20 protein-coding genes and 1 pseudogene are annotated in these 20,021 nt (G+C 63.9%); 15 read left to right on the forward strand and 6 right to left on the reverse strand.

What is annotated here, in order from left to right; genetic code table 11:
• The first annotated feature begins 60 nt into the window (after positions 1 to 60).
• The 8 genes from uppS (at position 61) to rpmE (ending at position 7,991) form a co-directional block, all read left to right on the forward strand.
• Positions 61 to 747 (forward strand): polyprenyl diphosphate synthase, encoded by a 687-nt coding sequence (uppS, locus tag K0M74_RS00935; RefSeq protein WP_293967005.1) that lies wholly within the window; start codon positions 61 to 63, stop codon positions 745 to 747.
• Between the two features lie 3 nt (positions 748 to 750).
• Positions 751 to 1,425: a phosphatidate cytidylyltransferase gene (locus K0M74_RS00940; RefSeq protein WP_293967007.1), complete on the forward strand. Its 675-nt coding sequence runs from the start codon at positions 751 to 753 to the stop codon at positions 1,423 to 1,425.
• A 1-nt stretch (position 1,426) separates the two neighbouring features.
• The gene (locus K0M74_RS00945; protein WP_293967009.1) at positions 1,427 to 2,593 is read left to right on the forward strand and encodes a 1-deoxy-D-xylulose-5-phosphate reductoisomerase; all 1,167 of its coding nucleotides are present in this window, start codon (positions 1,427 to 1,429) and stop codon (positions 2,591 to 2,593) included.
• Positions 2,586 to 3,719: an RIP metalloprotease RseP gene (gene rseP / locus K0M74_RS00950; protein WP_293967011.1), complete on the forward strand. Its 1,134-nt coding sequence runs from the start codon at positions 2,586 to 2,588 to the stop codon at positions 3,717 to 3,719. The genes K0M74_RS00945 and rseP overlap by 8 nt, the downstream gene beginning before the upstream one ends.
• Positions 3,720 to 3,791: 72 nt before the next feature.
• Complete coding sequence (gene bamA, locus K0M74_RS00955; RefSeq protein ID WP_293967012.1) at positions 3,792 to 6,482, forward strand: outer membrane protein assembly factor BamA; 2,691 nt, start codon at positions 3,792 to 3,794, stop codon at positions 6,480 to 6,482.
• Positions 6,482 to 7,174, forward strand: coding sequence for an OmpH family outer membrane protein (locus K0M74_RS00960; RefSeq protein ID WP_293967014.1), 693 nt, complete (start codon positions 6,482 to 6,484; stop codon positions 7,172 to 7,174). Before bamA ends, K0M74_RS00960 begins: the two co-directional genes overlap by 1 nt.
• 4 nt (positions 7,175 to 7,178) lie before the next feature.
• Positions 7,179 to 7,658: a 3-hydroxyacyl-ACP dehydratase FabZ gene (gene fabZ / locus K0M74_RS00965; RefSeq protein WP_293967016.1), complete on the forward strand. Its 480-nt coding sequence runs from the start codon at positions 7,179 to 7,181 to the stop codon at positions 7,656 to 7,658.
• A gap of 105 nt (positions 7,659 to 7,763) precedes the next feature.
• Positions 7,764 to 7,991 carry a 50S ribosomal protein L31 gene (gene rpmE / locus K0M74_RS00970; RefSeq protein ID WP_088439403.1) on the forward strand — a complete coding sequence of 76 codons (228 nt, stop codon included), beginning with the start codon at positions 7,764 to 7,766 and terminating at the stop codon, positions 7,989 to 7,991.
• A gap of 12 nt (positions 7,992 to 8,003) precedes the next feature.
• Here the strand turns inward: rpmE and K0M74_RS00975 are convergent, their stop codons facing one another.
• Both K0M74_RS00975 and K0M74_RS00980 read right to left on the reverse strand, forming a co-directional pair.
• Positions 8,004 to 9,476: a glycerol kinase gene (locus K0M74_RS00975; RefSeq protein WP_293967018.1), complete on the reverse strand. Its 1,473-nt coding sequence runs from the start codon at positions 9,474 to 9,476 to the stop codon at positions 8,004 to 8,006.
• 69 nt (positions 9,477 to 9,545) lie between these two features.
• Entirely contained in the window at positions 9,546 to 10,421 is an 876-nt protein-coding gene (locus K0M74_RS00980) for an MBL fold metallo-hydrolase (RefSeq protein WP_293967020.1), read from the reverse strand.
• A gap of 64 nt (positions 10,422 to 10,485) precedes the next feature.
• Between K0M74_RS00980 and K0M74_RS00985 the strand changes: the two genes are divergently transcribed.
• From K0M74_RS00985 to K0M74_RS01015, 7 genes and pseudogenes are all read left to right on the forward strand, one after another.
• The gene (locus K0M74_RS00985) at positions 10,486 to 10,812 is read left to right on the forward strand and encodes a metalloregulator ArsR/SmtB family transcription factor (RefSeq protein WP_293967022.1); all 327 of its coding nucleotides are present in this window, start codon (positions 10,486 to 10,488) and stop codon (positions 10,810 to 10,812) included.
• 2 nt (positions 10,813 to 10,814) lie between these two features.
• Complete coding sequence (locus tag K0M74_RS00990) at positions 10,815 to 11,348, forward strand: rhodanese family protein (RefSeq protein ID WP_293967023.1); 534 nt, start codon at positions 10,815 to 10,817, stop codon at positions 11,346 to 11,348.
• Positions 11,348 to 11,782, forward strand: a complete 435-nt coding sequence (locus K0M74_RS00995; RefSeq protein WP_293967025.1) for a DoxX family membrane protein — start codon at positions 11,348 to 11,350, stop codon at positions 11,780 to 11,782. Before K0M74_RS00990 ends, K0M74_RS00995 begins: the two co-directional genes overlap by 1 nt.
• Positions 11,779 to 12,537, forward strand: coding sequence for a sulfite exporter TauE/SafE family protein (locus K0M74_RS01000; protein WP_293967027.1), 759 nt, complete (start codon positions 11,779 to 11,781; stop codon positions 12,535 to 12,537). The genes K0M74_RS00995 and K0M74_RS01000 overlap by 4 nt, the downstream gene beginning before the upstream one ends.
• Positions 12,538 to 12,772: 235 nt before the next feature.
• A complete protein-coding gene (locus tag K0M74_RS01005) occupies positions 12,773 to 14,152 on the forward strand; it encodes a DEAD/DEAH box helicase (RefSeq protein WP_293967029.1) in 1,380 nt (459 codons plus the stop codon).
• 163 nt (positions 14,153 to 14,315) lie between these two features.
• Positions 14,316 to 15,980, forward strand: a pseudogene (locus K0M74_RS01010) (MFS transporter).
• Positions 15,981 to 16,039: 59 nt separating this feature from the next.
• Positions 16,040 to 17,080 (forward strand): alpha/beta hydrolase, encoded by a 1,041-nt coding sequence (locus K0M74_RS01015; RefSeq protein ID WP_293967031.1) that lies wholly within the window; start codon positions 16,040 to 16,042, stop codon positions 17,078 to 17,080.
• On the opposite strand, the gene K0M74_RS01020 is transcribed toward K0M74_RS01015, so the two are convergent.
• The 4 genes from K0M74_RS01020 to K0M74_RS01035 form a co-directional block, all read right to left on the reverse strand.
• Positions 17,031 to 17,786 (reverse strand): alpha/beta hydrolase, encoded by a 756-nt coding sequence (locus tag K0M74_RS01020; protein WP_293967033.1) that lies wholly within the window; start codon positions 17,784 to 17,786, stop codon positions 17,031 to 17,033. The two genes, K0M74_RS01015 and K0M74_RS01020, sit on opposite strands and share 50 nt — an antisense overlap.
• 49 nt (positions 17,787 to 17,835) lie before the next feature.
• Complete coding sequence (locus K0M74_RS01025; RefSeq protein WP_293967035.1) at positions 17,836 to 18,069, reverse strand: hypothetical protein; 234 nt, start codon at positions 18,067 to 18,069, stop codon at positions 17,836 to 17,838.
• 127 nt (positions 18,070 to 18,196) lie between these two features.
• Positions 18,197 to 18,763: a septal ring lytic transglycosylase RlpA family protein gene (locus K0M74_RS01030; RefSeq protein WP_293967037.1), complete on the reverse strand. Its 567-nt coding sequence runs from the start codon at positions 18,761 to 18,763 to the stop codon at positions 18,197 to 18,199.
• A 6-nt stretch (positions 18,764 to 18,769) separates the two neighbouring features.
• A complete protein-coding gene (locus K0M74_RS01035; RefSeq protein ID WP_293967039.1) occupies positions 18,770 to 20,020 on the reverse strand; it encodes an N-succinylarginine dihydrolase in 1,251 nt (416 codons plus the stop codon).
• Position 20,021: the final 1 nt, after the last annotated feature.

Raw genomic sequence — 20,021 nt, forward strand, 5'->3', positions numbered from 1 at the left:
CCCCCCCCCCCCCCGCCCCCCCCCCCCCCCCCCCCAACCAACGGGTTCTGAGGTCTTTTCGTGACAACAAAGAATCACGGCGCGCGCCATGTCGCCATCATCATGGACGGCAACGGTCGCTGGGCCAAAAAACGCCTGCTCCCCCGCGTCGCCGGTCACAAAGCCGGGGTCGAGGCGGTGCGCAATATCGTGCGCGCGGCGGGCGACATGGGCATCGAGGCGATGACGCTCTACGCCTTTTCGTCCGAAAACTGGAAACGGCCGGAAGATGAAGTCAATGACCTGATGGGGCTGATGAAACGCTTCATCCTTTCGGATCTCGATGAATTTGCCGCCAATGATGTGAAGCTGAAAGTCATCGGCAACTGGCGCGCGCTGGCGTCCGACGTCGTCGCGCTGATCGAAAACGCGCTCGAGCGCACGTCGGGCAATAAGCGCACGACGCTGGCGGTCGCGCTGAACTATGGCGCGCAGGACGAGCTGGTCCGCGCTGCGCAGGCGGCAGCGGCAACGGGCGAGATCAGCGAAGCGGCAATCGCCGCGCATCTCGACACCGCCGACATGCCGCCGCTCGACCTGCTCATCCGCACCTCGGGCGAAGTGCGGCTGTCGAATTTCCTGCTGTGGCAGTCGGCCTATGCCGAGCTATATTTCACCGATATTTTGTGGCCGGACTTCAAACCGGCAGACCTGCAGGCGGCGCTCGACCATTTTGCGCGCCGCGATCGTCGTTACGGGGGACTATAAGACATGGCGGCGGGCAAATCGGACCTGTGGGTGCGGATCGGATCGGCGATCATCCTGTTTGCGATCGCGGGCACCGCCTTGTGGTTCGGCGGGCTGGCGTTCGGGCTATTGCTGCTCGTCGGCGGCGCGTTGATGCTGGTCGAATGGTTCGCGCTGGTTCGCGCGATGACCTTGAGCAGCGGCGCCAAGGTGATGCTGAACATTCTCGGGCCGCTTCTAACCCTGGGTGCGATGGCGGGGTTGTGGTTCATTCGCGACCAGTTGGGCATGACCGCCGCGCTGTGGGTGTTCGGCATGGTGTGGGCGACCGACATCGGCGCCTATTTCGCTGGCCGCGCCTTTGGGGGCGCGCGCCTTGCCCCTAAAATCAGCCCATCCAAAACATGGTCGGGGCTGATCGGCGGCATGATTGCCGCATTGATCGCCAGCGCCACCATCGGCGACCGCGCCGGGATCATCGGCGTGCCGCTGTGGATCGGGCTGTTTATGGGGCTGCTCGCACAGCTCGGTGACCTGGCGCAAAGCTGGATGAAGCGCCGCGCCGGGGTCAAAGATTCGGGTAAGCTGATCCCCGGCCACGGCGGGCTGTTCGACCGCGTCGACGGCATCCTGCCGGTGGCACTGTTGCTGGGTGCGCTGGCTTATGCCGGGCAGCTGAGCGTTGGGACGGCGGGCTGAAATGACACAGCGCCGCCTTTCGCTGTTCGGCGCCACGGGTTCGGTCGGGCAGTCGACCCTCGACCTCGTGCGGCGCGACGGCGAGACGTGGCGCGTCACGGTGCTGACTGCGAACAGTGATGTGGCCGAACTGGCAAAGCTGGCTAGGGAGTTTCGCCCCGACGTGGCGGTGATAGCCGACGCCGCGCGGCTCAGTGATCTGCAGGCCGCGCTGACGCATACCGGCATCGACGTTGCCGCGGGCGCGGATGCGCTGGTTGAAGCGGCGCAGCGTCCGACCGATCTCGTCATGGCGGCGATCGTCGGCACCGCAGGACTGGCCCCGACAATGGCGGCGCTGGCGGCGGGATATGATGTTGCGCTGGCCAACAAGGAGGCGCTGGTCTCTGCTGGCGAGCTGATGACGGCGGTTGCCCGCACCTCTGGCGCCACCATCCTGCCCGTCGACAGCGAGCATAATGCGATTTTTCAGTGTCTGGCGGGCGGGCGCATCGATCAGGTGCGGCGCATCATCCTGACCGCCAGCGGCGGCCCGTTCCGCACGATGAGCGCTGCCGACATGGCGCGCGTCACGCCGGCGCAGGCGGTCGCGCATCCCAACTGGTCGATGGGCGCCAAGATCAGCGTTGATTCGGCAACGATGATGAACAAAGGCCTCGAACTCATTGAGGCGCATCATCTTTTCCCCGTTGGGCTCAATCGCATCGAGATTCTCGTTCACCCGCAATCGGTGATCCACAGCCTGGTCGAATATGTCGACTGCTCGACGCTGGCGCAGCTCGGCTCGCCCGACATGCGAATCCCGATCGCCAGTGCGCTCGCGTGGCCGGAGCGGATGGCGACGCCGTGTGCGCCGCTCGACCTGGCAACTATCGCACGCCTCGATTTCGAGGCGCCCGACGAGGTGCGCTTTCCCGCGACCGCGCTGTGCCGCGCTGCAATCGCTGCGGGCGGGGCGCGCCCGGCACAGCTCAACGCGGCAAACGAGGTGGCGGTGGCCGCCTTCCTGGCGGGGCGTATATCCTTTCCGGCGATCGTCGATACCGTGCGCCGGGTGATCGATGCCGCGGAACCTGCGGCGCCGTCATCGCTTCAGGACATATTCAGCGTCGATGCCGCATCCCGCGCGGCTGCCCAGCATTTTGTGGACCAATTTGAACATGCTTGAGACCCCCGGTTTCGCCTTCACCATCGTCGCGTTCTTGGCTGTCCTCGGCCCGCTCGTCTTCGTCCACGAATATGGCCACTATATCGTCGGCCGCTGGTGCGGAGTGAAGTCCGACACTTTCTCGATCGGCTTTGGGCGCAAGATCGTTAGCTGGACCGACAAGCGCGGGACCGAATGGAAGATCGGCTGGTTGCCGCTGGGGGGATACGTCCAGTTTGCCGGCGACCGCGACGCCGTCAGTCAGCCCGATGCGGAATGGCAGCAACTGCCCGCCGAGCAGAAGTCGCACACCTTCCCGGCCCAGCCGGTGTGGAAGCGATCGCTGATCGTCGCCGCAGGACCGGTCACCAATTTCCTGTTCGCGATCCTGATCCTTGCCGGATTTGCCTGGGTTGGCGGCACCCCCGTGACGCCGCCGGTTGCCGGCGGGATCGAAGCGGGATCGGCGGCCGACGCGGCAGGTTTGCGCACCGGCGATCGCATCGTTGAAATCGACGGGCGTCCGATCGAAGTATTTGGCGACATCCCGATGGCGGTCGCGCATCGCCCGGGCGAAACCATGCAGGTCCGCGTCGCCAGTGGCAGCAGCGAGCGGATGGTCGCGCTGACGCCGCGGCTGGTCAAAGAGAAAGACCCGTTCGGCAAGGAATATGAGCGCGCAATCATCGGCCTCGCGCCGCCGCCGGCGCAGTTGCAGCCGGTGACGCTGCTCGAAGCCCCGGCCGTAGGACTTCGTCAGACCTGGCAGATCGTCCGCCAGACGGGCGAGGTGCTGGGGCAGTTCCTGACCGGGCGCCGGTCGATCAAGGACATGAACGGGCCGGTCAAGATTGCCGAAATTTCGGGGCAGGCGGCGACGCTGGGAATTGCGTCGCTGATATTCTTCATCGCGCTGATTTCCATCAATCTGGGGTTCATCAACCTCTTGCCATTGCCCATGCTCGATGGTGGTCATTTGCTTTTCTATGCTTATGAAGCGATCCGGCGCCGCCCGGCGCCGCCGCAGGTGCAGGAATGGGCGTTCCGATTCGGCTTTGCGGCGGTTGTCTCCCTGATGCTGGTCGTGACTTTCAACGATTTGGGCTCATTGGGCCTGTGGGACGGGATCGCGCGCTTGATTGGCTAGCGAGTCTGGGGCAGGGAGTGCGCGCGAGCCCGCGGTCAATCGGGTTGGTCGCTTTTGAGTTATTTTTTCGGGATGAACAGCGTGGCTTCACACAAATTCTCGGCGCGGACACAGCTGTCGGCCTTCCTTCTGGCAGGCACGATGCTCGCGACGCCAGTGTTGGCGCAAGAGGTTGCGCCGCCGACCGTGCCTGCGCCCGCCCCCGAAGCGGCGCCTGCCGCAACGACGGTCCAGACGATCACCGTTGTTGGCAACCAGCGGCTCGAGGCGCAAACGATCCTGTCTTACCTGCGCTTGCGCGTCGGACAGCGCTACGACCGGTCGATCCTTGATCAGGCGCTGAAAGATCTGGCCGCGACCGAGCTGTTCAAGGATTTCCAGATCACCGACAATGCCGGTGCGCTGACGATTCAGGTTACCGAGAATCCGGTGATCAATCGCGTCATTCTCGAAGGCAACAAGCGCCTCAAGGAAGATAAGATCCGGCCCGAGATCAAGCTGGCGCCGCGGCAGATTTTTACTCGTTCAAAAGTCCGCGCCGACGTCGCGCGCATCATCGAACTATACAAGCGGCAGGGCCGTTTTGCCGCCACCGTCGAACCGAAGATGGTGTCGCTCGACCAGAACCGCGTCGATGTCGTGTTCGAGATCAACGAAGGTTCAAAGTCGAAGGTCCGCCAGATCAGCATCCTGGGCAACGAGAAGTTCAGCGACGGCGATCTGAAGGACGAGATGGCGACCAAGGAGTCGAGCCTCCTGACGATCCTGTCGTCGAACACCAGTTACGACCCCGACCGTCTGGCCTATGACCAGCAGAAGCTGCGCCTATTCTACCTGCAGAACGGCTATGCCGATTTCCGTGTCATTTCGGCCGTCGCCGAACTGACCAGCAACAAGCAGGATTTCATCATCACTTATGTCGTCGAGGAAGGCGAACGCTACAAGTTCGGCGATATCGATGTACAGAGCGAGTTGCGCGACTTTAAGCCCGAGTTGCTGAAAACCTTGCTGCCGATGAAGAAGGACGACTGGTATGATGCCAAGCTCGTCGAAGATACGGTTGAAAGCCTTAGCGAGACGGCCGGTCTGTTCGGCTATGCCTTTGCCGACATCAATCCCCAATTCCGCCGCGATCCGGAAACGCGGACGATGCAGATCACCTTCAACGTCGCCGAAAGCCCGCGCACTTATGTCGAGCGCATCGACGTCAACGGAAACACTTTGACCCACGACAAGGTCGTGCGCCGCGAATTCCGCCTGAACGAAGGCGACGCCTTCAACAGCTTTGGCATCAAGCGTACCGAGAGCCGCTTGAACAGCCTGGGCTATTTCCAGGAAAATCTGGAGATCGAGCGCAAGGAGGGTAGCGCCCCCGATCGCATCATTCTGGAAACCAACGTCCAGGAAAAGCCGACCGGCGAACTGTCGCTGTCGGCGGGATTCTCCTCGATCGAGAACTTCCTGCTGCAGGCGTCGATCCGGCAACGCAACTTTCGCGGTCTGGGCCAGCAATTGCAGGCGTCGGTCAATTATTCGAGCTATTCCAAATCGGTCGAGCTCGGTTTTACCGAACCCTATCTGTTCGACCGCAATATCTCGGTCGGCGGCAGCGTCTATCGCCGCGATTTGAACTCGTTCAACTTCATCAACAATGATCGCCAGACGACGTTCCAGCAGGTGACCACCGGGTTCCAGCTGAACGCCGGTGTGCCGCTGACCGAATTCATGTCCTTTTTCGGCCGTTACAGCCTGAACTATGACGATGTGACGCTCGACCGCGGCATCTATTTCTTCGGCAATCAGTGCGACCCGCTCGTCGCTGGCCGCTATCTTTGCGATGCGATCGGCAAGCGCACGACTTCGCTCGTCGGCTATACGCTGGCCTATGACGATCGCGACAACCGCATCCGCCCGACGCGCGGCCAGTCGCTGTCGCTCAGCCAGGATTTCGCCGGCCTTGGTGGCAGCGTCAAATATGTCCGCACCCGTGCGAACGCCTCTAAGCACTTCAATCTCGGCAGCCGCTTCATCCTCAATGTCTCGGCTGAAGGCGGCTATATTTATCCCTTCGGCAGCGCTCCCAGCCCGGGCAGCGACAAGGTCCGCCTGACCGACCGCTTCTTCCTGGGCGAACCGCAAATGCGCGGTTTCGACATTCGCGGCGTCGGCCCGCGGGTGATCCGTTATTCGGTGGATAATACCGATCCCGCCAACCCGATTGTGGTGACCGATGGTGATCGCGATCGTGGTCAGATTGACGACGCACTTGGAGGCCGCGCCTATTATCAGGGCCGACTGGAAATCGACATCCCGCTCGGGACCGGGGCAAAGGAACTCGGGTTGCGGCCATCGATTTTCCTCGACGTCGGTTCGGTGTTCAGCGTGAAGCGGCCGACGCTGACCACGCTGGCCAATTTCCGCGAAACCAATCCCGCCGCACCGGGGTTCGGCCTTATCAAGTCGCTGTGCCGCAACTCGACGACGGGCACGAGCCAGTTTGCCGACGAAGCGACAACGACGCCGCCGGGCGGCGTCCCGACGGGAACGGGCCAATACACCAGCTGTCCGACCGGCTTCTCGCGCCTTGATCCGTTCGAAGAACGCTTCTTTGGCGACAGCTGGATGCCACGCGTGTCGATCGGTGCCGGGGTCAACTGGAACTCCCCCTTCGGTCCCTTCCGGATCGACTTCGCTTACGCCCTTCGCAAAGAAGAGGGTGATGATACCAAACGCTTCTCATTCAACGTAGGAACTCAATTCTGATGAAGAACATTCTCACCGCTTCGGCGCTCGCCGTCGCTACGCTGTCGGTTTCGCCGATCATGGCCGTCCCCGCCGCCGCGCAGGCCAAGGCGGTTGCCGTCGCCGACGTCCGCGTCGCCGCCGCGCGTTCGAACGCTTTCACTGTTGCCTCGCAGCAGATCGAAACCACGTACAAGGCACAGATTGATCAACAGCAGTCGCGCGGCCAGACGCTGCAGGCCGAAATCAACGTCCTGATCGCCAAATATAACGAAGAGTCGCGCAAGACGCCGCAGAATCAGGCGACTTTGCAGGCTGCCGGCCAGGCGGTCCAGAACAAGCGTCAGGCAGCACAGGCCGAATTGAGCAAGATCGGTGCGCCCGTTGAGCTGGCGATCGCTTATGTTGAGGACCAGATCAGCGTTCGCATGAACGAAGCAATCCGTAGCGCGATGACCGCGCGTAAGATTGATCTGCTGCTCAATCCGGACGCCGTTCTGGCGCGCGAAAACAACGTCGATATCACCGATGCTGTGGTCGCCGAACTCAACCGCATCCTGCCAACCGTGTCGACCGCGGTTCCGGCCGGTTACCAGCCGGGCCAGCTGGTTCAGCAGCGCAACCAGCAGATGATGGAAGCCGCCCGCGCCGCGCAGCCGGGCGCGACGCCCGCCGCACCTGCGCCGACCGGCACCGCACCGACGACCCGCTGATATCGTGACCGACGGGGCCAAAGCGGCAGGGGCATTGGGACCGGTGGACATCCGCCGGATCCTGACGCTGCTGCCGCACCGTTATCCGATGTTGCTCGTCGATCGGGTGGTTTCGATCGTCCCCGATACCTCGATCCACGCGGTCAAAGCGGTGACGATGAACGAGCCCTTTTTTCAGGGGCATTTCCCTGGTCGGCCGATCATGCCGGGCTTGTTGATCGTCGAGGCGCTGGCGCAGGCCGCCGGCGTCCTCGCGATCGAATCGATGGGCCTCGCCGGGACCGGCAAGCTCGTCTATTTCATGGCGATCGACGGGGCGAAGTTCAGAAAGCCGGTCGAGCCCGGCTGCCTGCTCGATCTGCACGCGACGATCATTCAGGCCAAACGCAGCGTCTGCCGCTTCGAAGGCAAGGCGATGCTGGATGGCGTGTTGGCGGCCGAATGCCAGTTTACCGCAATGATCGCGGACCCGCCGGCGGACTGACTATTGCCAAATCGGGCATTCGCCGTTAGGGGCCGCAACTTCGCGTCTCCGGACGCACAGACTCGCGCACGCTGGTCGGTAACCAGCGGCACAGGAGCTTAAGACATGAAACAAGACATTCACCCCGCGTACCACATGATCACGGTCAAGATGACCGATGGCACCGAATATCAGACGCGCTCGACCTGGGGTAAAGAGGGCGACACGATGACGCTCGAAATCGACCCCACCGCGCATCCGGCGTGGACCGGCGGCAACGGCCGCATGCTCGACGCTGCGGGCCAGGTTGCCAAGTTCAACAAGCGCTTCGGTGGTCTTACCCTCAAGCGCTAATCGCTTCGGCGATCAGCTCAGAACATTTGCAAGCGCGCTTTGCCAGCCGGCAAGGCGCGTTTTGCGTTTGTCGGCGTCCAGCGCCGGGGTAAAGCGCGTCGCGGTGCCACGCATCGCCTTGGCAGCGCTTGCGAGGTCGGGATAAAGCCCCGCGCCGGTCGCAGCGAGCATCGCGGCGCCCAAAGCGGTGCTTTCGACGAAATCGGGCCGCTCGACGGTCAGGTTCAGCATGTCGGCCAGATCCTGCGCCATCCAGTCGTTCGCCGCCATGCCACCGTCGATGCGCAGGTCGGCCCAATCCACCCCATCGGCGGCAAAGGCGGATTTCAGGTTGTGCGCCTGATAGGCTTGCGCTTCCAACGCGGCGCGCGCGACATGCGCCTTGCTGGTCGCAAAGCTGAGGCCAGAGATCGCGGCGAGCACATCGGGACGCCAATGCGGTGCGCCAAGCCCGGTGAGGGCGGGGACCAGATAGACCCCACCATTGTCGGCGACCGAGCGCGCCAGCCCCTCGCTCTCGCCCGCATTGGCGAGCAGGCCGAGGCCATCGCGCAGCCATTTGATAAGGCTCCCTGCGACGAACACCGATCCCTCGAGCGCGTAGGACCGCACATCGCCTTCCTGCACCAGCACCGTCGCAAGCAGGCGATTGGCCGAGTGCGGCCGCGTGGTGCCACTCGCCGACAGGATGAAGGCGCCGGTGCCAAAGGTCGCCTTGGTCTGTCCGGGCGCCAGGCACGCCTGACCGATCGTCGCTGCCTGCTGGTCGCCCGCCATGCCGCAGATCGGGATCGCGCCCCCGAACAGGTCGGGGTCGGTCGTACCGACGCTGGTCGTGCAGCCGGTGATCTCGGGGAGAAGCGTCATTGGCACCCCGAGCAGATCGCACAGCCCCGCGTCCCAGCCGCCTGCGCCGTTGATGTTCATTAGCAAGGTCCGCGACGCATTGGTCGCATCGCTGACATGCACGCCGCCGGTCAGCCGGAAGATCAGATAGGATTCGATCGTTCCAACCGCGAGCCGAGCACCAGCTTCGCGCAATTGCGGCCAGTTTCGGAGCGCCCAGCCGATCTTGCTCCCCGAAAAATACGGGTCGAGCAGCAGTCCGGTCGTCGCCTGCACCGCCGCCTCATGCCCCGCGTCCTTCAGCGCCGCGCAGTCGGCGGCGGTGCGGCGGTCCTGCCACACGATGGCAGGCGCCAGCGGCTCGCCGCTGGTGCGGTCCCAGAACACGACGGTCTCGCGCTGGTTTGTAATCCCGATCGCCGCGACATGCTCGGCGCCCCCCGCTTTCTTGATCATCGCACGCGTGCAGGCGAGGGTGGCCTCCCAGATCTCGGCGGCGTCATGTTCGACCAGACCGGGTCCGGGGTAATGCTGCTGAAACTCGCGCTGCGCGCTGCCGAGCGGCACCCCATCGGCGGCAAACAGCATCGTCCGGGTCGAGGTCGTTCCCTCGTCGATAACGATGATATTCTCCGCCATGCCGCGCTCTCCCGCTTTGCGCGTAACCTTGGCGCAGCACGGCGGGCGACTCAAGCGCGATAGCGCGGATCAGATCGTATTGAGCGGGATGCGCAGATAGCGTCGTCCATCGGCTTCGACAGGCGGTAGCGCTCCGGCGCGGATATTGACCTGCAACGACGGCAGGATCAGCTGTGGCGCCGCCAAACCCTTGTCCCGCGCGCTGCGCATCGCGACGAAATCAGCTTCGCTGACCCCGTCATGGACATGGACGTTGGCGGCGCGCTGCTGGGCGACGGTCGATTCCCATTCGGGCTCGCTACGATCCTGGGTCGGGTAATCGTGACAGGTAAAGATGCGGGTGTCCGCGGGCAGCGCGAAAATCTTGCGGATCGAACGATAAAGCGTCGCCGCGTCACCGCCGGGAAAGTCGGCGCGCGCCGTGCCATAATCGGGCTGGAACAGCGTGTCGCCGACAAAAGCGGCATCGCCGATGGTATAGGTGACGCAAGCGGGCGTGTGGCCGGGGGTGTGGATGACGCCGATCGTGAGATCGCCCAGCGGCAGCGTGTCGCCTTCGTCGACCAGCCGCGAAAAGACGCTGCCATCGGGCGTGACGTCGTCCGCGGCGAACAGCGGGGCAAAGATGCGCTGCACGTCACCGATATGGCGGCCGATGACGATCGGCGCGCCGGTGCGTTCGTGGATGTAATGCGCCGCGGTCAGATGGTCGGCATGGGCGTGGGTTTCGAGGACATAGGCAAGATGCAGCCCGCGCGCTTCGATTTCGGCGAGCAACCGGTCAGCCCCGGCGGTCGAGGTGCGACCGTCGCGCTGGCTGAAATCGAGCACCGGATCTACGATTGCCGCTGTGCCAGTGGCTGGATCGGCAACGATATAGCTGATCGTATTGGTCGCGGCGTCGAAAAAGCCGGCGACATCGGGGCGAGGGGAAGCGGCGGTCATGGGAAATCTCCTTTGCAAATATATTAGGCATTGCTAAATTAGAATCAACTAATATATTGGCACAATGTTCGATCTGACCCGCTTTGACCTCCGTCTGTTTGAAGAATGCGCCGGGCGCGCTGCAACGCTGCTCCGCCTCCTTGCCAATGAGAAGAGGCTGACGATCCTCTGTCAGCTCGCCGACGGCGAAATGGCTGTGGGCGATATTCAGTCGCACGTTAGCCTGTCGCAATCAGCGCTGTCACAGCATCTCGCACTGCTGCGTGCCGAAGGCATCGTCGCGACGCGGCGCGAGGGGCAGGCGGTGTTCTACCGCCTCGACGATCGCGCCGCAATGTGCGTGATCGAAACGCTCGCCGAACTTTTCTGTCCCCCCGAAATGAGGAAATGATCATGACGGCCACCATCGACAGCCTCGCGCCGCACGACGTCCGCGCCCGGCTCGACAGCGGCCGCGCCATCCTCGTCGACATTCGCGAGGCCGGCAAATTTGCCCGCTTGCATATCGCGGGCGCCCGCTCGCAACCCCTGTCGGGGTGGGAGCAGGCGCACCTTGGCATCGATCCTGCCGCTGACGTCATTTTCACCTGCCGCTCGGGCGTGCGCACCGCGGGTGCGCGCGACCGACTGGCTGCGCGCGCTTCGGGCGAAGCTTTCGACCTTGAGGGCGGCGCCGACACATGGAAAAAGGCGGGGTTGCCGGTGGCGACCGAAGCATCAGCGCCGCTCGAAATCATGCGCCAGGTTCAGATTGCGGCGGGTACGTTCCTCTTGATCGGCGCTTTGCTAGGGACCTTTGTTACGCCCGCCTGGTTTGGGCTGTCGGCGTTCGTTGGCGCCGGACTTCTGTTCGCGGAGATTAGCGGCTTTTGCGGCATGGCGCGGCTACCGATGCTGGCGCCGTGGAACCGCCGGACGGCGCCTTGATGCGCGCGACATCGGCGTGGTTTCGCGACCTTGATCGTGGGTTATGGTTACCGCGCTGGCTTGCGCACCGCGCCGAGACGATCTTTCGCATCGCGCTCAGCCTGATCTTCATCATCGGCGGGCTCGGCCATTTCGTTCAGCTAGACGAGATGCTGCAACGCATCGATGAATCGCCATGGCGCGATCAGGTTGTGGCCATTGGCGATGATCCGGGGATGCTGCTGTGGCTCAGCGGCGGGGTGTTCATCCTGTTTGGGCTGCTGCTCGCATTGGGGCTCGTGCGACGCTTGTCTGCACTGCTGCTGTTCGTCACGCTGGTGCCGATCACTGTCTCGGTCCACAACGCGCCTGGCTATGTCGGGCCACTGCGCAAAAATGTCGCGATCCTTGGCGCGCTGCTCTTCATCTATACACAGCGCGGCCGCGTGCGTTGATCGAATCGCTGCTCCTCGCGGCCCTTGGCGGCGTTCTCATCGGGCTGCTGCTGACGCTGTTCGGCGGCGGCGGATCGGTGCTCGCAACACCCTGGCTGATCTATGTAGTCGGAGTGGTCGATACCCACGCCGCGATCGCGACCTCTGCTGCTGCGGTGGCGGTGAACGCCGCGACAGGACTGATCGCGCAGGCGAAGGCTGGGCGGGTCAAATGGCCGTGCGCCAGCGTATTCGCCACCGCCGGGTTGATCGGATCGGTGCTGGGCGCGCGGCTCGCGATGCAGGTCGACGGCGATTTTTTGATCCGCGCTTTCGGCGTCGCGATGATCGCTATTGCGGTATCGATGCTCATCCCGCGCAAGAATGAAGGCAACCCGGCGGTCCGGTTGACCCCGACGATGGTATGGAAATTGGCGCCGGTCGGGCTGGTTGCGGGTTTGGCGGCTGGGTTCTTCGGCATCGGCGGCGGTTTCCTGATCGCGCCGGGGCTGATGGCGGCGACGGGCATGACACTCGCCAACGCATCCGCATCCTCGCTTGTTTCCGTGACCCTATTTGGCGGCGCGACCAGTGCGACTTATGCCTTGCACGGCCAGCTGCTCTGGCCGTTGTTTGCGGCGCTCGTGGCGGGCGGGGCGGTTGGAACATTAGCGGCGATGCCGCTGCTTCGCCGTATCGAGAAGAACGCAAAACTGCTGCGCCATGGCTTCGCGCTGCTGGTGATCGCGGTCGGGCTGTTTATCATTTTTCGCTAAACGCTTGCCAAATCAGCATCTCTATGCCATATATTGTGCAGCGCAGCATGGCGGAACGATCCGCCGCAGCCACCGGCAGCGTGATTTTCCCGCCCAATCTCAGGCGCGGGACGAGCCGGAACCGCGCTATTGTCCCCAGAGGCACCCTTTCACGCGGGTCGTTTCGAACCCGCGGCCGCGTGCCGTCCGTTCGATACGAATGGACGCTGTGCGCGTCGCTCTTAGTGAGTATTTTATGACGACTTTCAACGACTTTGGCCTGCACGCCGACATCAATCGCGCGCTTGCCGCCAAGGATTATACTGTCCCGACCCCCATCCAGATGCAGGCGATCCCGCCGCTGATGAAGGGCCGCGACCTGTGCGGCATCGCGCAGACCGGCACCGGCAAGACCGCGGGTTTCTCGCTGCCCTCGATCCATCACCTGCTGACCTATCCGCATCGCCCGACCCCGCGTGGCTGCCGGATGCTCGTCCTCGCGCCGACGCGCGAGCTGGCGGCGCAGATTGCGCAGAGCTGCCGCGACTATGGCCGCTTTACCAAGCTGTCGGTCTCGACCGTGTTCGGCGGCGTGCCGATCAACAAGCAGATCCGCGACCTTTCGGGCGGCGTCGACATCCTCGTCGCCACCCCCGGCCGTCTGCTCGACCTGATCGACCAGCGCGCGCTGCGGCTCGACGATGTCGAGATCTTCGTTTTGGACGAGGCCGACCAGATGATGGACATGGGCTTCATTCATTCGCTGCGCCGCGTCGCCAAGTTGCTGCCGTCGCGCCGCCAAAACCTGTTCTTCTCGGCGACGATGCCCAAGGAAATCGCCGGCCTGGCAGAGCAGTTCCTCAACGATCCCGTCACCGTGTCGGTCACCCCGCAAGCGACGACCGTCGAAAAGATCCGCCAGTTCGCGACCTTCGTCGAACAGAAGGAAAAGCAGGCGCTGCTGCACTCGGTCGTTGCGACGCAGGACATTGATCGCGCGCTGATCTTCACCCGCACCAAACATGGCGCCGACCGTGTCGTCCGCCACCTCGCGGGCGCCGGGATCAAGGCGATGGCGATCCATGGCAACAAGAGTCAGTCGCAGCGCACCCACGCGTTGCAGGCGTTCCGCTCGGGCGACATCAAGCTGCTCGTCGCGACCGACATTGCCGCGCGCGGTATCGACGTGTCGGGCGTTTCGCACGTCATCAACTTCGAAATCCCGAACGTGCCCGAACAATATGTCCACCGCATCGGCCGCACCGCGCGCGCCGGCGCTGAGGGCATGGCGATCAGCTTCATTGCTCCCGATGAGCGGCCGTATATGAAGGACATCGAGCGCGTCACGCGCAGCAAGTCCGAACCGATGCCGCTGCCCGAGAATTTCAACGAGCTGGTGCGTAACCTGCCCAAGCCCGTTGCTGGTCCGCGCGACACCGGCAGCCAGGGCCGCGACCCGAACCGCCAGCGCCAGGACGCGCGCCGCCAGCCGAGCGGCGGTCAGCCGCGCGGTGATCGCGGTCCGCGCCGTGACGCTCCCGCCGGTGAGGGCGCCGAAGGCCAGCGCAAGCGCCGCTTCCGCCCGCGCAACAAGAGCGTCGGCGCGCATAAGGGTGCGGTGACGCGCGTCGGTTGACGCCAAAACCCTCGTCATTGCGAGGAGCGTAGCGACGAAGCAATCCAGGGTGTGACAAGCCGCTCTGGATTGCTTCGCCACGCTCGCAATGAAAAGCTGTAACTATTGACGCCAAGCGGGCACCCACTACCCTTCGCACCATAATAGGAACGAAGGGTAGCGGATGATCAACGCAGAGGCAGCGATGCCCATCACGCGCCAAAGCGAACGCAAGGTCATCCTGGCCTCGTCGCTCGGCACCGTGTTCGAATGGTATGATTTCTACCTCTACGGGCTGCTCGCGACGGTGATTTCGGCGCAGTTCTTTTCGGGCGTCAACGAAACCACCGGCTTCATCTTTGCGCTCGCCGCATTTGCCGCGGGTTTTGCCGTCCGGCCTTTTGGGGCGCTCTTCTTCGGGCGCATCGGCGACCTTGTCGGACGCAAGAACACCTTCCTCGTCACCATGGGTCTGATGGGTGCTTCGACCTTCCTCGTCGGCGTGCTGCCCAGCTATGCCTCGATAGGGGTCGCGGCACCGATCCTGCTCGTTGTCTTGCGCCTTCTGCAAGGCCTCGCGCTCGGCGGCTAATATGGCGGCGCGGCGACTTATGTCGCCGAACACGCGCCCGAGGGAAAGCGTGGTCTCTTCACCAGTTTCATTCAGACCACCGCAACGCTCGGGCTGTTCGCGGCACTCGGCGTCGTCATCACGATCCGCACCCTGATCGGCGAGGCGGCCTTTGCCGACTGGGGCTGGCGTATTCCCTTCCTGATCTCGATCATCCTGCTCGGCGTCTCGTTGTGGATCCGCATGCAGCTCAATGAAAGCCCGGTCTTTCAGAAGATGAAGGACGAAGGAACGACGTCAAAGGCGCCGCTTTCCGAAGCCTTCGGCCGTTGGGGCAACCTCAAATGGGTGATCATAGCCTTGTTCGGTGCAGTCGCGGGGCAGGCGGTCGTTTGGTACACCGGCCAATTCTATGCGCTGTTCTTTCTCGAAAAGACGCTGAAGGTCGATGGCGCGACTGCGAACATTCTGATCGCCATTGCATTGGTCCTCGGCACGCCGTTCTTCATCCTGTTCGGCTGGCTCAGCGACAAGATCGGGCGTAAGCCGATCATTCTCGCGGGCTGCGCGCTGGCGGCGCTCACCTATTTCCCGGCGTTTCAGATGCTGACGAGCGCTGCGAACCCCGCCATGGCGAAGGCACAGCAGAACGCCGCCGTGATCATGGCAGCCGACCCTGACACCTGCGCCTTCCAGTTCGACCCGATCGGGCGCAACAAGTTCGAAAGCACCGGCTGCGACATCATCAAGTCGACGCTGGCAAAGGCTGGCGCCAGTTACACGGCGTTAACGCGCGAGCGGGTAACGGGCGATCCGGCGCGGGTACGGATCGGATCGCACGTGCTCGCCGCGCCTGATCCCTGGCGGCTGGCCGAGGAGGATCGGGCGGGGGCAATTGCGGCTTTCCGCGTCCAGCTTGAACAAGCCCTCGCCGACGCCGGCTATCCGGCGAAGGCGAATACCAATGCGATCAACAAACCACTGGTCGTCGCGATCCTCTTCTACCTCGTGCTGCTGGTGACGATGGTTTATGGTCCGATTGCCGCGCTGCTCGTCGAACTGTTTCCCAGCCGCATCCGCTACACCGCGATGTCGCTGCCTTATCATATCGGCAACGGCTGGTTCGGCGGTTTCCTGCCGACGACCGCGTTTGCGATGGTCGCGGCGACCGGCAATATCTACTACGGCTTGTGGTATCCGGTCGTCGTTGCGGTGATCACGCTGGTGATCGGGCTTTTCTTCCTGCCAGAAACATTTCGTCGCAAAATTCACGACTAGCCCCGGATTGACGGACGGCGCCCGCGCGTTAGGGTCGCGCCAGCCTTGAGGGGGGCGTGATGATGATCGACGACGACGATTTCGAACCGCTGCCGCCGCGGCGTCCATTGTTCCGCCGCAAGCGCGTACTCGTCCCGCTTGGCTTGCTCGTGGCGATCCTTGCCATCTTCTTCGCGCTGCGCACGTCGGATACCGATCGCGACGCGATGATCGCCAAATATAGCGGCCCCGCTGGCGCCTTTGTGGCGGGTCCTGCGGGACAGCGAATCCACTACCGCGATCAGGGCAAGCGAAGCGGCCCCGCAATCATCCTGCTCCATGGATCGAACAGCAGCCTCCACACCTGGGAACCGCTGGTGCAGCGACTCGGTGCCAACTATCGCATCGTCACGCTCGACCTGCCTGGACACGGGCTGACCGGCGGCACGCCGGACAAGGATTACAGCGCCGACGGCATGGCAGCGGCGGTCGATGTCGTTGCGGCGAAGCTTGGCCTCGATCATTTCATTCTCGGCGGCAATTCGATGGGCGGCTGGGTTGCGTGGCGCTACGCGCTCGCGCAGCCGGGCCGGGTCGATGCGCTACTGCTGCTCGACGCCAGCGGCATGCCGCTGCGCAAGGGGGAGAAAGCGCCCGAATCGAACGTCGGCTTTCGGATCCTGAAATACCCGTTCGGTCGCTGGCTCGCGACCCAGATCACCCCGCGCGCGCTGGTCGAACAGTCGCTGCGCGGATCAGTCGAAAGGCAGGCCGTCGTCGATGACGCGACGGTCGATCGCTATTGGGAACTGCTGCGCTTTCCCGGCAATCGCGAGGCGACGGTGCTGCGCGCGCGGATGGATCGCGAGCCTGCGATGGCGGCGCGCGTCGGTGACATCAAGGCGCCGACGCTGATCCTGTTCGGCGACAAGGACCGGGTGATCAACCCGAGCGCAGCGCAGAGCTTCCATGAGCGGATTACGGGGTCCGAAGTCGTGCTGCTGAAGAATATCGGACATCTGCCGATGGACGAAGACCCCGACGCCACCGCGGCCGCCATCACCGACTTCCTCACGCGGCGGCTTGTTGTCCCATCGCCGACGGATCCAGGAACGCGCTGATCCGTGCCGCAACGACAGCGGCGTGGGTGAAGGGGAACAGGTGCGATCCCGGCACCACCTCCAGCGCCGCGCCGTCGATCAGGTCGGCGAGCATTTGGCCATAGCAGGCGGGCATGACGCCATCCCGCTCTCCAACCAGCACCAGCGTCGGCAAGGCTTTGAATCCCGGCAGATAGGCGGTGCTCGACCAGCCAGCCATCGCCATGGTTTGATACGCGATGCCGAGCGGCGTTGCAGTCTGGACCTTCAGACCGCTCGCTTGCATATCATCGTCGAAGATTGCGCCCCAGCCGATGCCCGGCGCGCCCATGATCGGCGTGGTCGCCATCAGTATCATGCGGCGCACTCGCCCAGGAAACTGCATTGCGATCTGCTGCGCCAAGGCGCCGCCCCAGCTGAAACCGGCAATATCGAGAATGTGATGACCCAGCCGGTCGGCAATCTCCATCACCACCGCGGCAATCGTGGAGGCGCCATAAGGCAGCAAGGCATCGGGTGAGGCGCCTACCCCCGGCATGTCGAGCGTCCAGACTTCTCGTCCATGGATCTGCGCGAGCAGCGGCGCCGCGGCGGTCAGGTCAGCACCGATCCCGTTGAGGAACAGCAGCGGCGTGCCTTCCGCACCGGCGCGCCAGCGGGCGATGCAGAGTCGCAGTCCGTAAACATGTTCGCTGCTGGTGACGGGCCGACCGCTGATCCTGCTCATGCCATGCGCCTTCGCATATCTTCGTGACGCGCGAAAGGCCGACGATCGTTCAGTCCGCTTGCCGCGCAGAGGCTTGTTCGTAGCGAAGGCAATCGAAAATCTTTGCGCCGGCAAGGAACACCGCCCCGCTACAGGCTAGCAACAGCAGCGTTCCGCCTATCCCGGGATATTGCTCAAGATAGGCTGCGCCGCGCGCCATTGCGCCCACCGCCAGCGCATAAATGATCAGGCACGCTTCAAAGCGGGTCTTGATGACGAACAGGCGTCCGATTTTTTTCCACATCGCAGTTCACCCAGCAAGAGCCATGCCACTGGCGCAAAAGTGGGATTTGCTGCGCCGGGCTTATGGTAAACTGTAAATTAATCCGACAAAAGAGGGAAGGCGCGTGGTGGCTGTCGTCGATCGGGACTTACCTTACCGCAGGAGCCATCCGCGCCCGCAGCTTTTGCAACTCGCGTTCCGATACCCGCTCGAGCGCGGCCGCAGGCTTTCCCTCACGCAGTCGTTCACGATCCTTGTCCGACGGTTCGACCCGCCGCACGCGCACCGCGGCATGGCCCTGCGCTTTGATCCCCAGCTGTTCGGCAGCGCCGCGCGACAGGTCGATCAGGCGGCCGCGCGCAAAGGGGCCGCGATCATTGACCCGCACGATGATCCGCCGCCCGCTGTCGAGCGCGGTGACCTCGACATAGGTCGGCAGCGGCAGGGTGGTGTGCGCGGCGGTGATCCAGCCGGGGCGAAATGGCTCTCCGTTGGCCGTGCGGTTGCCCGATTCGCTGCCGTACCAGCTCGCATAACCCACTTCGTCATAGATGGGCGCTGCCGTTGGCACATAGGTGGTGCCGCGGATCGAATAGGCGGGGCCGATGCGGACCGGCGTGTCGGACACGGCGCGATAGTTGCCGCCGGCGCAGGCGCCAAGCGCCAGCGTCAGGACGGCAGGCCACAGGAGGCGCGCAACTTTGGACGCGCGCATCCTGCGCTATTCCAGTTCGCTCAGATCCAGCGCGGCCAACAGGGCCGTGCGCGCATGCCGGACGTCGCGCACCAGGTTTGCCGAAGCCAGGTCGCCGGGCGCGATCGACTCCGGCCAGTGCGCCTCGACCACCTCGGCAATATCGTCCAGCTTTGCTCCATCGGCGATGAAGCGGGGATCGACCGTCGCCGGGTCGGCGACGACGCGCAGGCGCAAACAGGCGGGACCGCCGCCGTTTGCCATCGACTGGCGGACGTTGACCGGCAGCAGCCGGCGGATCGGGCCGTTGCCTGCGACATGCGCCTCCAGCCAGCTCCACACCGCGGGGATTGCCTGCGCCTCGGTTGGCAGCACCAGGCCCATGCCGCCGCCGTCGGGCAGGCTGACCAGCTGCGCGTTGAACAGATAGGATTTGATCGCGTCGGGCAGGGTGACGGCGCTCGCGGGTACTTCGACAATCTCGACCGCGGGAAAGGCGGCTCGGATCCCGGCATGCGCGGCCGCGCGGTCCTCGAATGCGGTTTCGTGGGTGAACAGCACATGCTCGTTCGCCACCGCAACGACATCGTTGTGAAAGGCGCCGCCTTGAATCGCCGTGTCCGACTGGCGGATGAAGAGGGTACGCGCGGGATCGAGCCGGTGGTGGCGCGCGATCGCCTTGGACGCGTCGAGATGCTGGCGGGCCGGGAAACGGCCGCCGCCGACGCCATAGACAAAGATTTCCACGCCTTGTCCGTCATGCCCGCTGCATAGCCGCATATGGTTCGCCGCACCCTCGTCGCCGAACGGAGCGGGGATCGGTGGGTGGACGGCAAAGGCGGGGTCAGCAAAGGCAAGGCGAAGCTGCGCCAGCGTTCCCGGCCATTCGTGGCTGCGGTGCGGCATGGTGACCAGGTTGGCGACCGTCATATGGCATTTGCCGTCGGCGCTGTCGGGCGCGGGCGAGACGGTCGCGGCGTTTGCCGCCCACATCGACGACGCCGACCAGGCCTGTGCGCGCAAATGCCCCTCGGCATCGTCCAGCGTCGTGCCGAGGGTTGCAAGCCACGGCGCGTCGGGGCGGTCGAGCGGCATGAAGAAACCTTGGGCCAATCCGAGCGCCAGATTGTGGCGCATCTTGTCGATGCCCTGCAGCGCCGCCGCACGCGGCTGCGATACGTCGCCGGCGTTCGACGCCGACGCGATATTGCCGCGGCTTAGCCCGGCATAATTATGGCTGGGACCGATGATCCCGTCGAAATTGATTTCGGTCAGCATG

The sequence above is a fragment of the Sphingopyxis sp. genome (assembly GCF_019459305.1).
Lineage (GTDB): Bacteria > Pseudomonadota > Alphaproteobacteria > Sphingomonadales > Sphingomonadaceae > Sphingopyxis.

Excerpts from the sequence above, each read along its gene's own strand:
- K0M74_RS00940 (WP_293967007.1), top strand. The coding sequence starts at position 751 with ATGGCGGCGGGCAAATCGGACCTGTGGGTGCGGATCGGATCGGCGATC.
- K0M74_RS00980 (WP_293967020.1), bottom strand. The coding sequence starts at position 10,421 with ATGACCGCCGCTTCCCCTCGCCCCGATGTCGCCGGCTTTTTCGACGCC.
- bamA (WP_293967012.1), top strand. The coding sequence starts at position 3,792 with ATGAACAGCGTGGCTTCACACAAATTCTCGGCGCGGACACAGCTGTCG.
- K0M74_RS01030 (WP_293967037.1), bottom strand. The coding sequence starts at position 18,763 with ATGCGCGCGTCCAAAGTTGCGCGCCTCCTGTGGCCTGCCGTCCTGACG.
- K0M74_RS00975 (WP_293967018.1), bottom strand. The coding sequence starts at position 9,476 with ATGGCGGAGAATATCATCGTTATCGACGAGGGAACGACCTCGACCCGG.
- rpmE (WP_088439403.1), top strand. The coding sequence starts at position 7,764 with ATGAAACAAGACATTCACCCCGCGTACCACATGATCACGGTCAAGATG.
- K0M74_RS00990 (WP_293967023.1), top strand. The coding sequence starts at position 10,815 with ATGACGGCCACCATCGACAGCCTCGCGCCGCACGACGTCCGCGCCCGG.
- K0M74_RS00960 (WP_293967014.1), top strand. The coding sequence starts at position 6,482 with ATGAAGAACATTCTCACCGCTTCGGCGCTCGCCGTCGCTACGCTGTCG.
- K0M74_RS01020 (WP_293967033.1), bottom strand. The coding sequence starts at position 17,786 with ATGAGCAGGATCAGCGGTCGGCCCGTCACCAGCAGCGAACATGTTTAC.
- K0M74_RS00985 (WP_293967022.1), top strand. The coding sequence starts at position 10,486 with ATGTTCGATCTGACCCGCTTTGACCTCCGTCTGTTTGAAGAATGCGCC.
- rseP (WP_293967011.1), top strand. The coding sequence starts at position 2,586 with ATGCTTGAGACCCCCGGTTTCGCCTTCACCATCGTCGCGTTCTTGGCT.
- K0M74_RS01035 (WP_293967039.1), bottom strand. The coding sequence starts at position 20,020 with ATGCTGACCGAAATCAATTTCGACGGGATCATCGGTCCCAGCCATAAT.
- K0M74_RS01015 (WP_293967031.1), top strand. The coding sequence starts at position 16,040 with ATGATGATCGACGACGACGATTTCGAACCGCTGCCGCCGCGGCGTCCA.
- K0M74_RS00945 (WP_293967009.1), top strand. The coding sequence starts at position 1,427 with ATGACACAGCGCCGCCTTTCGCTGTTCGGCGCCACGGGTTCGGTCGGG.
- K0M74_RS01025 (WP_293967035.1), bottom strand. The coding sequence starts at position 18,069 with ATGTGGAAAAAAATCGGACGCCTGTTCGTCATCAAGACCCGCTTTGAA.
- K0M74_RS00995 (WP_293967025.1), top strand. The coding sequence starts at position 11,348 with ATGCGCGCGACATCGGCGTGGTTTCGCGACCTTGATCGTGGGTTATGG.
- K0M74_RS01005 (WP_293967029.1), top strand. The coding sequence starts at position 12,773 with ATGACGACTTTCAACGACTTTGGCCTGCACGCCGACATCAATCGCGCG.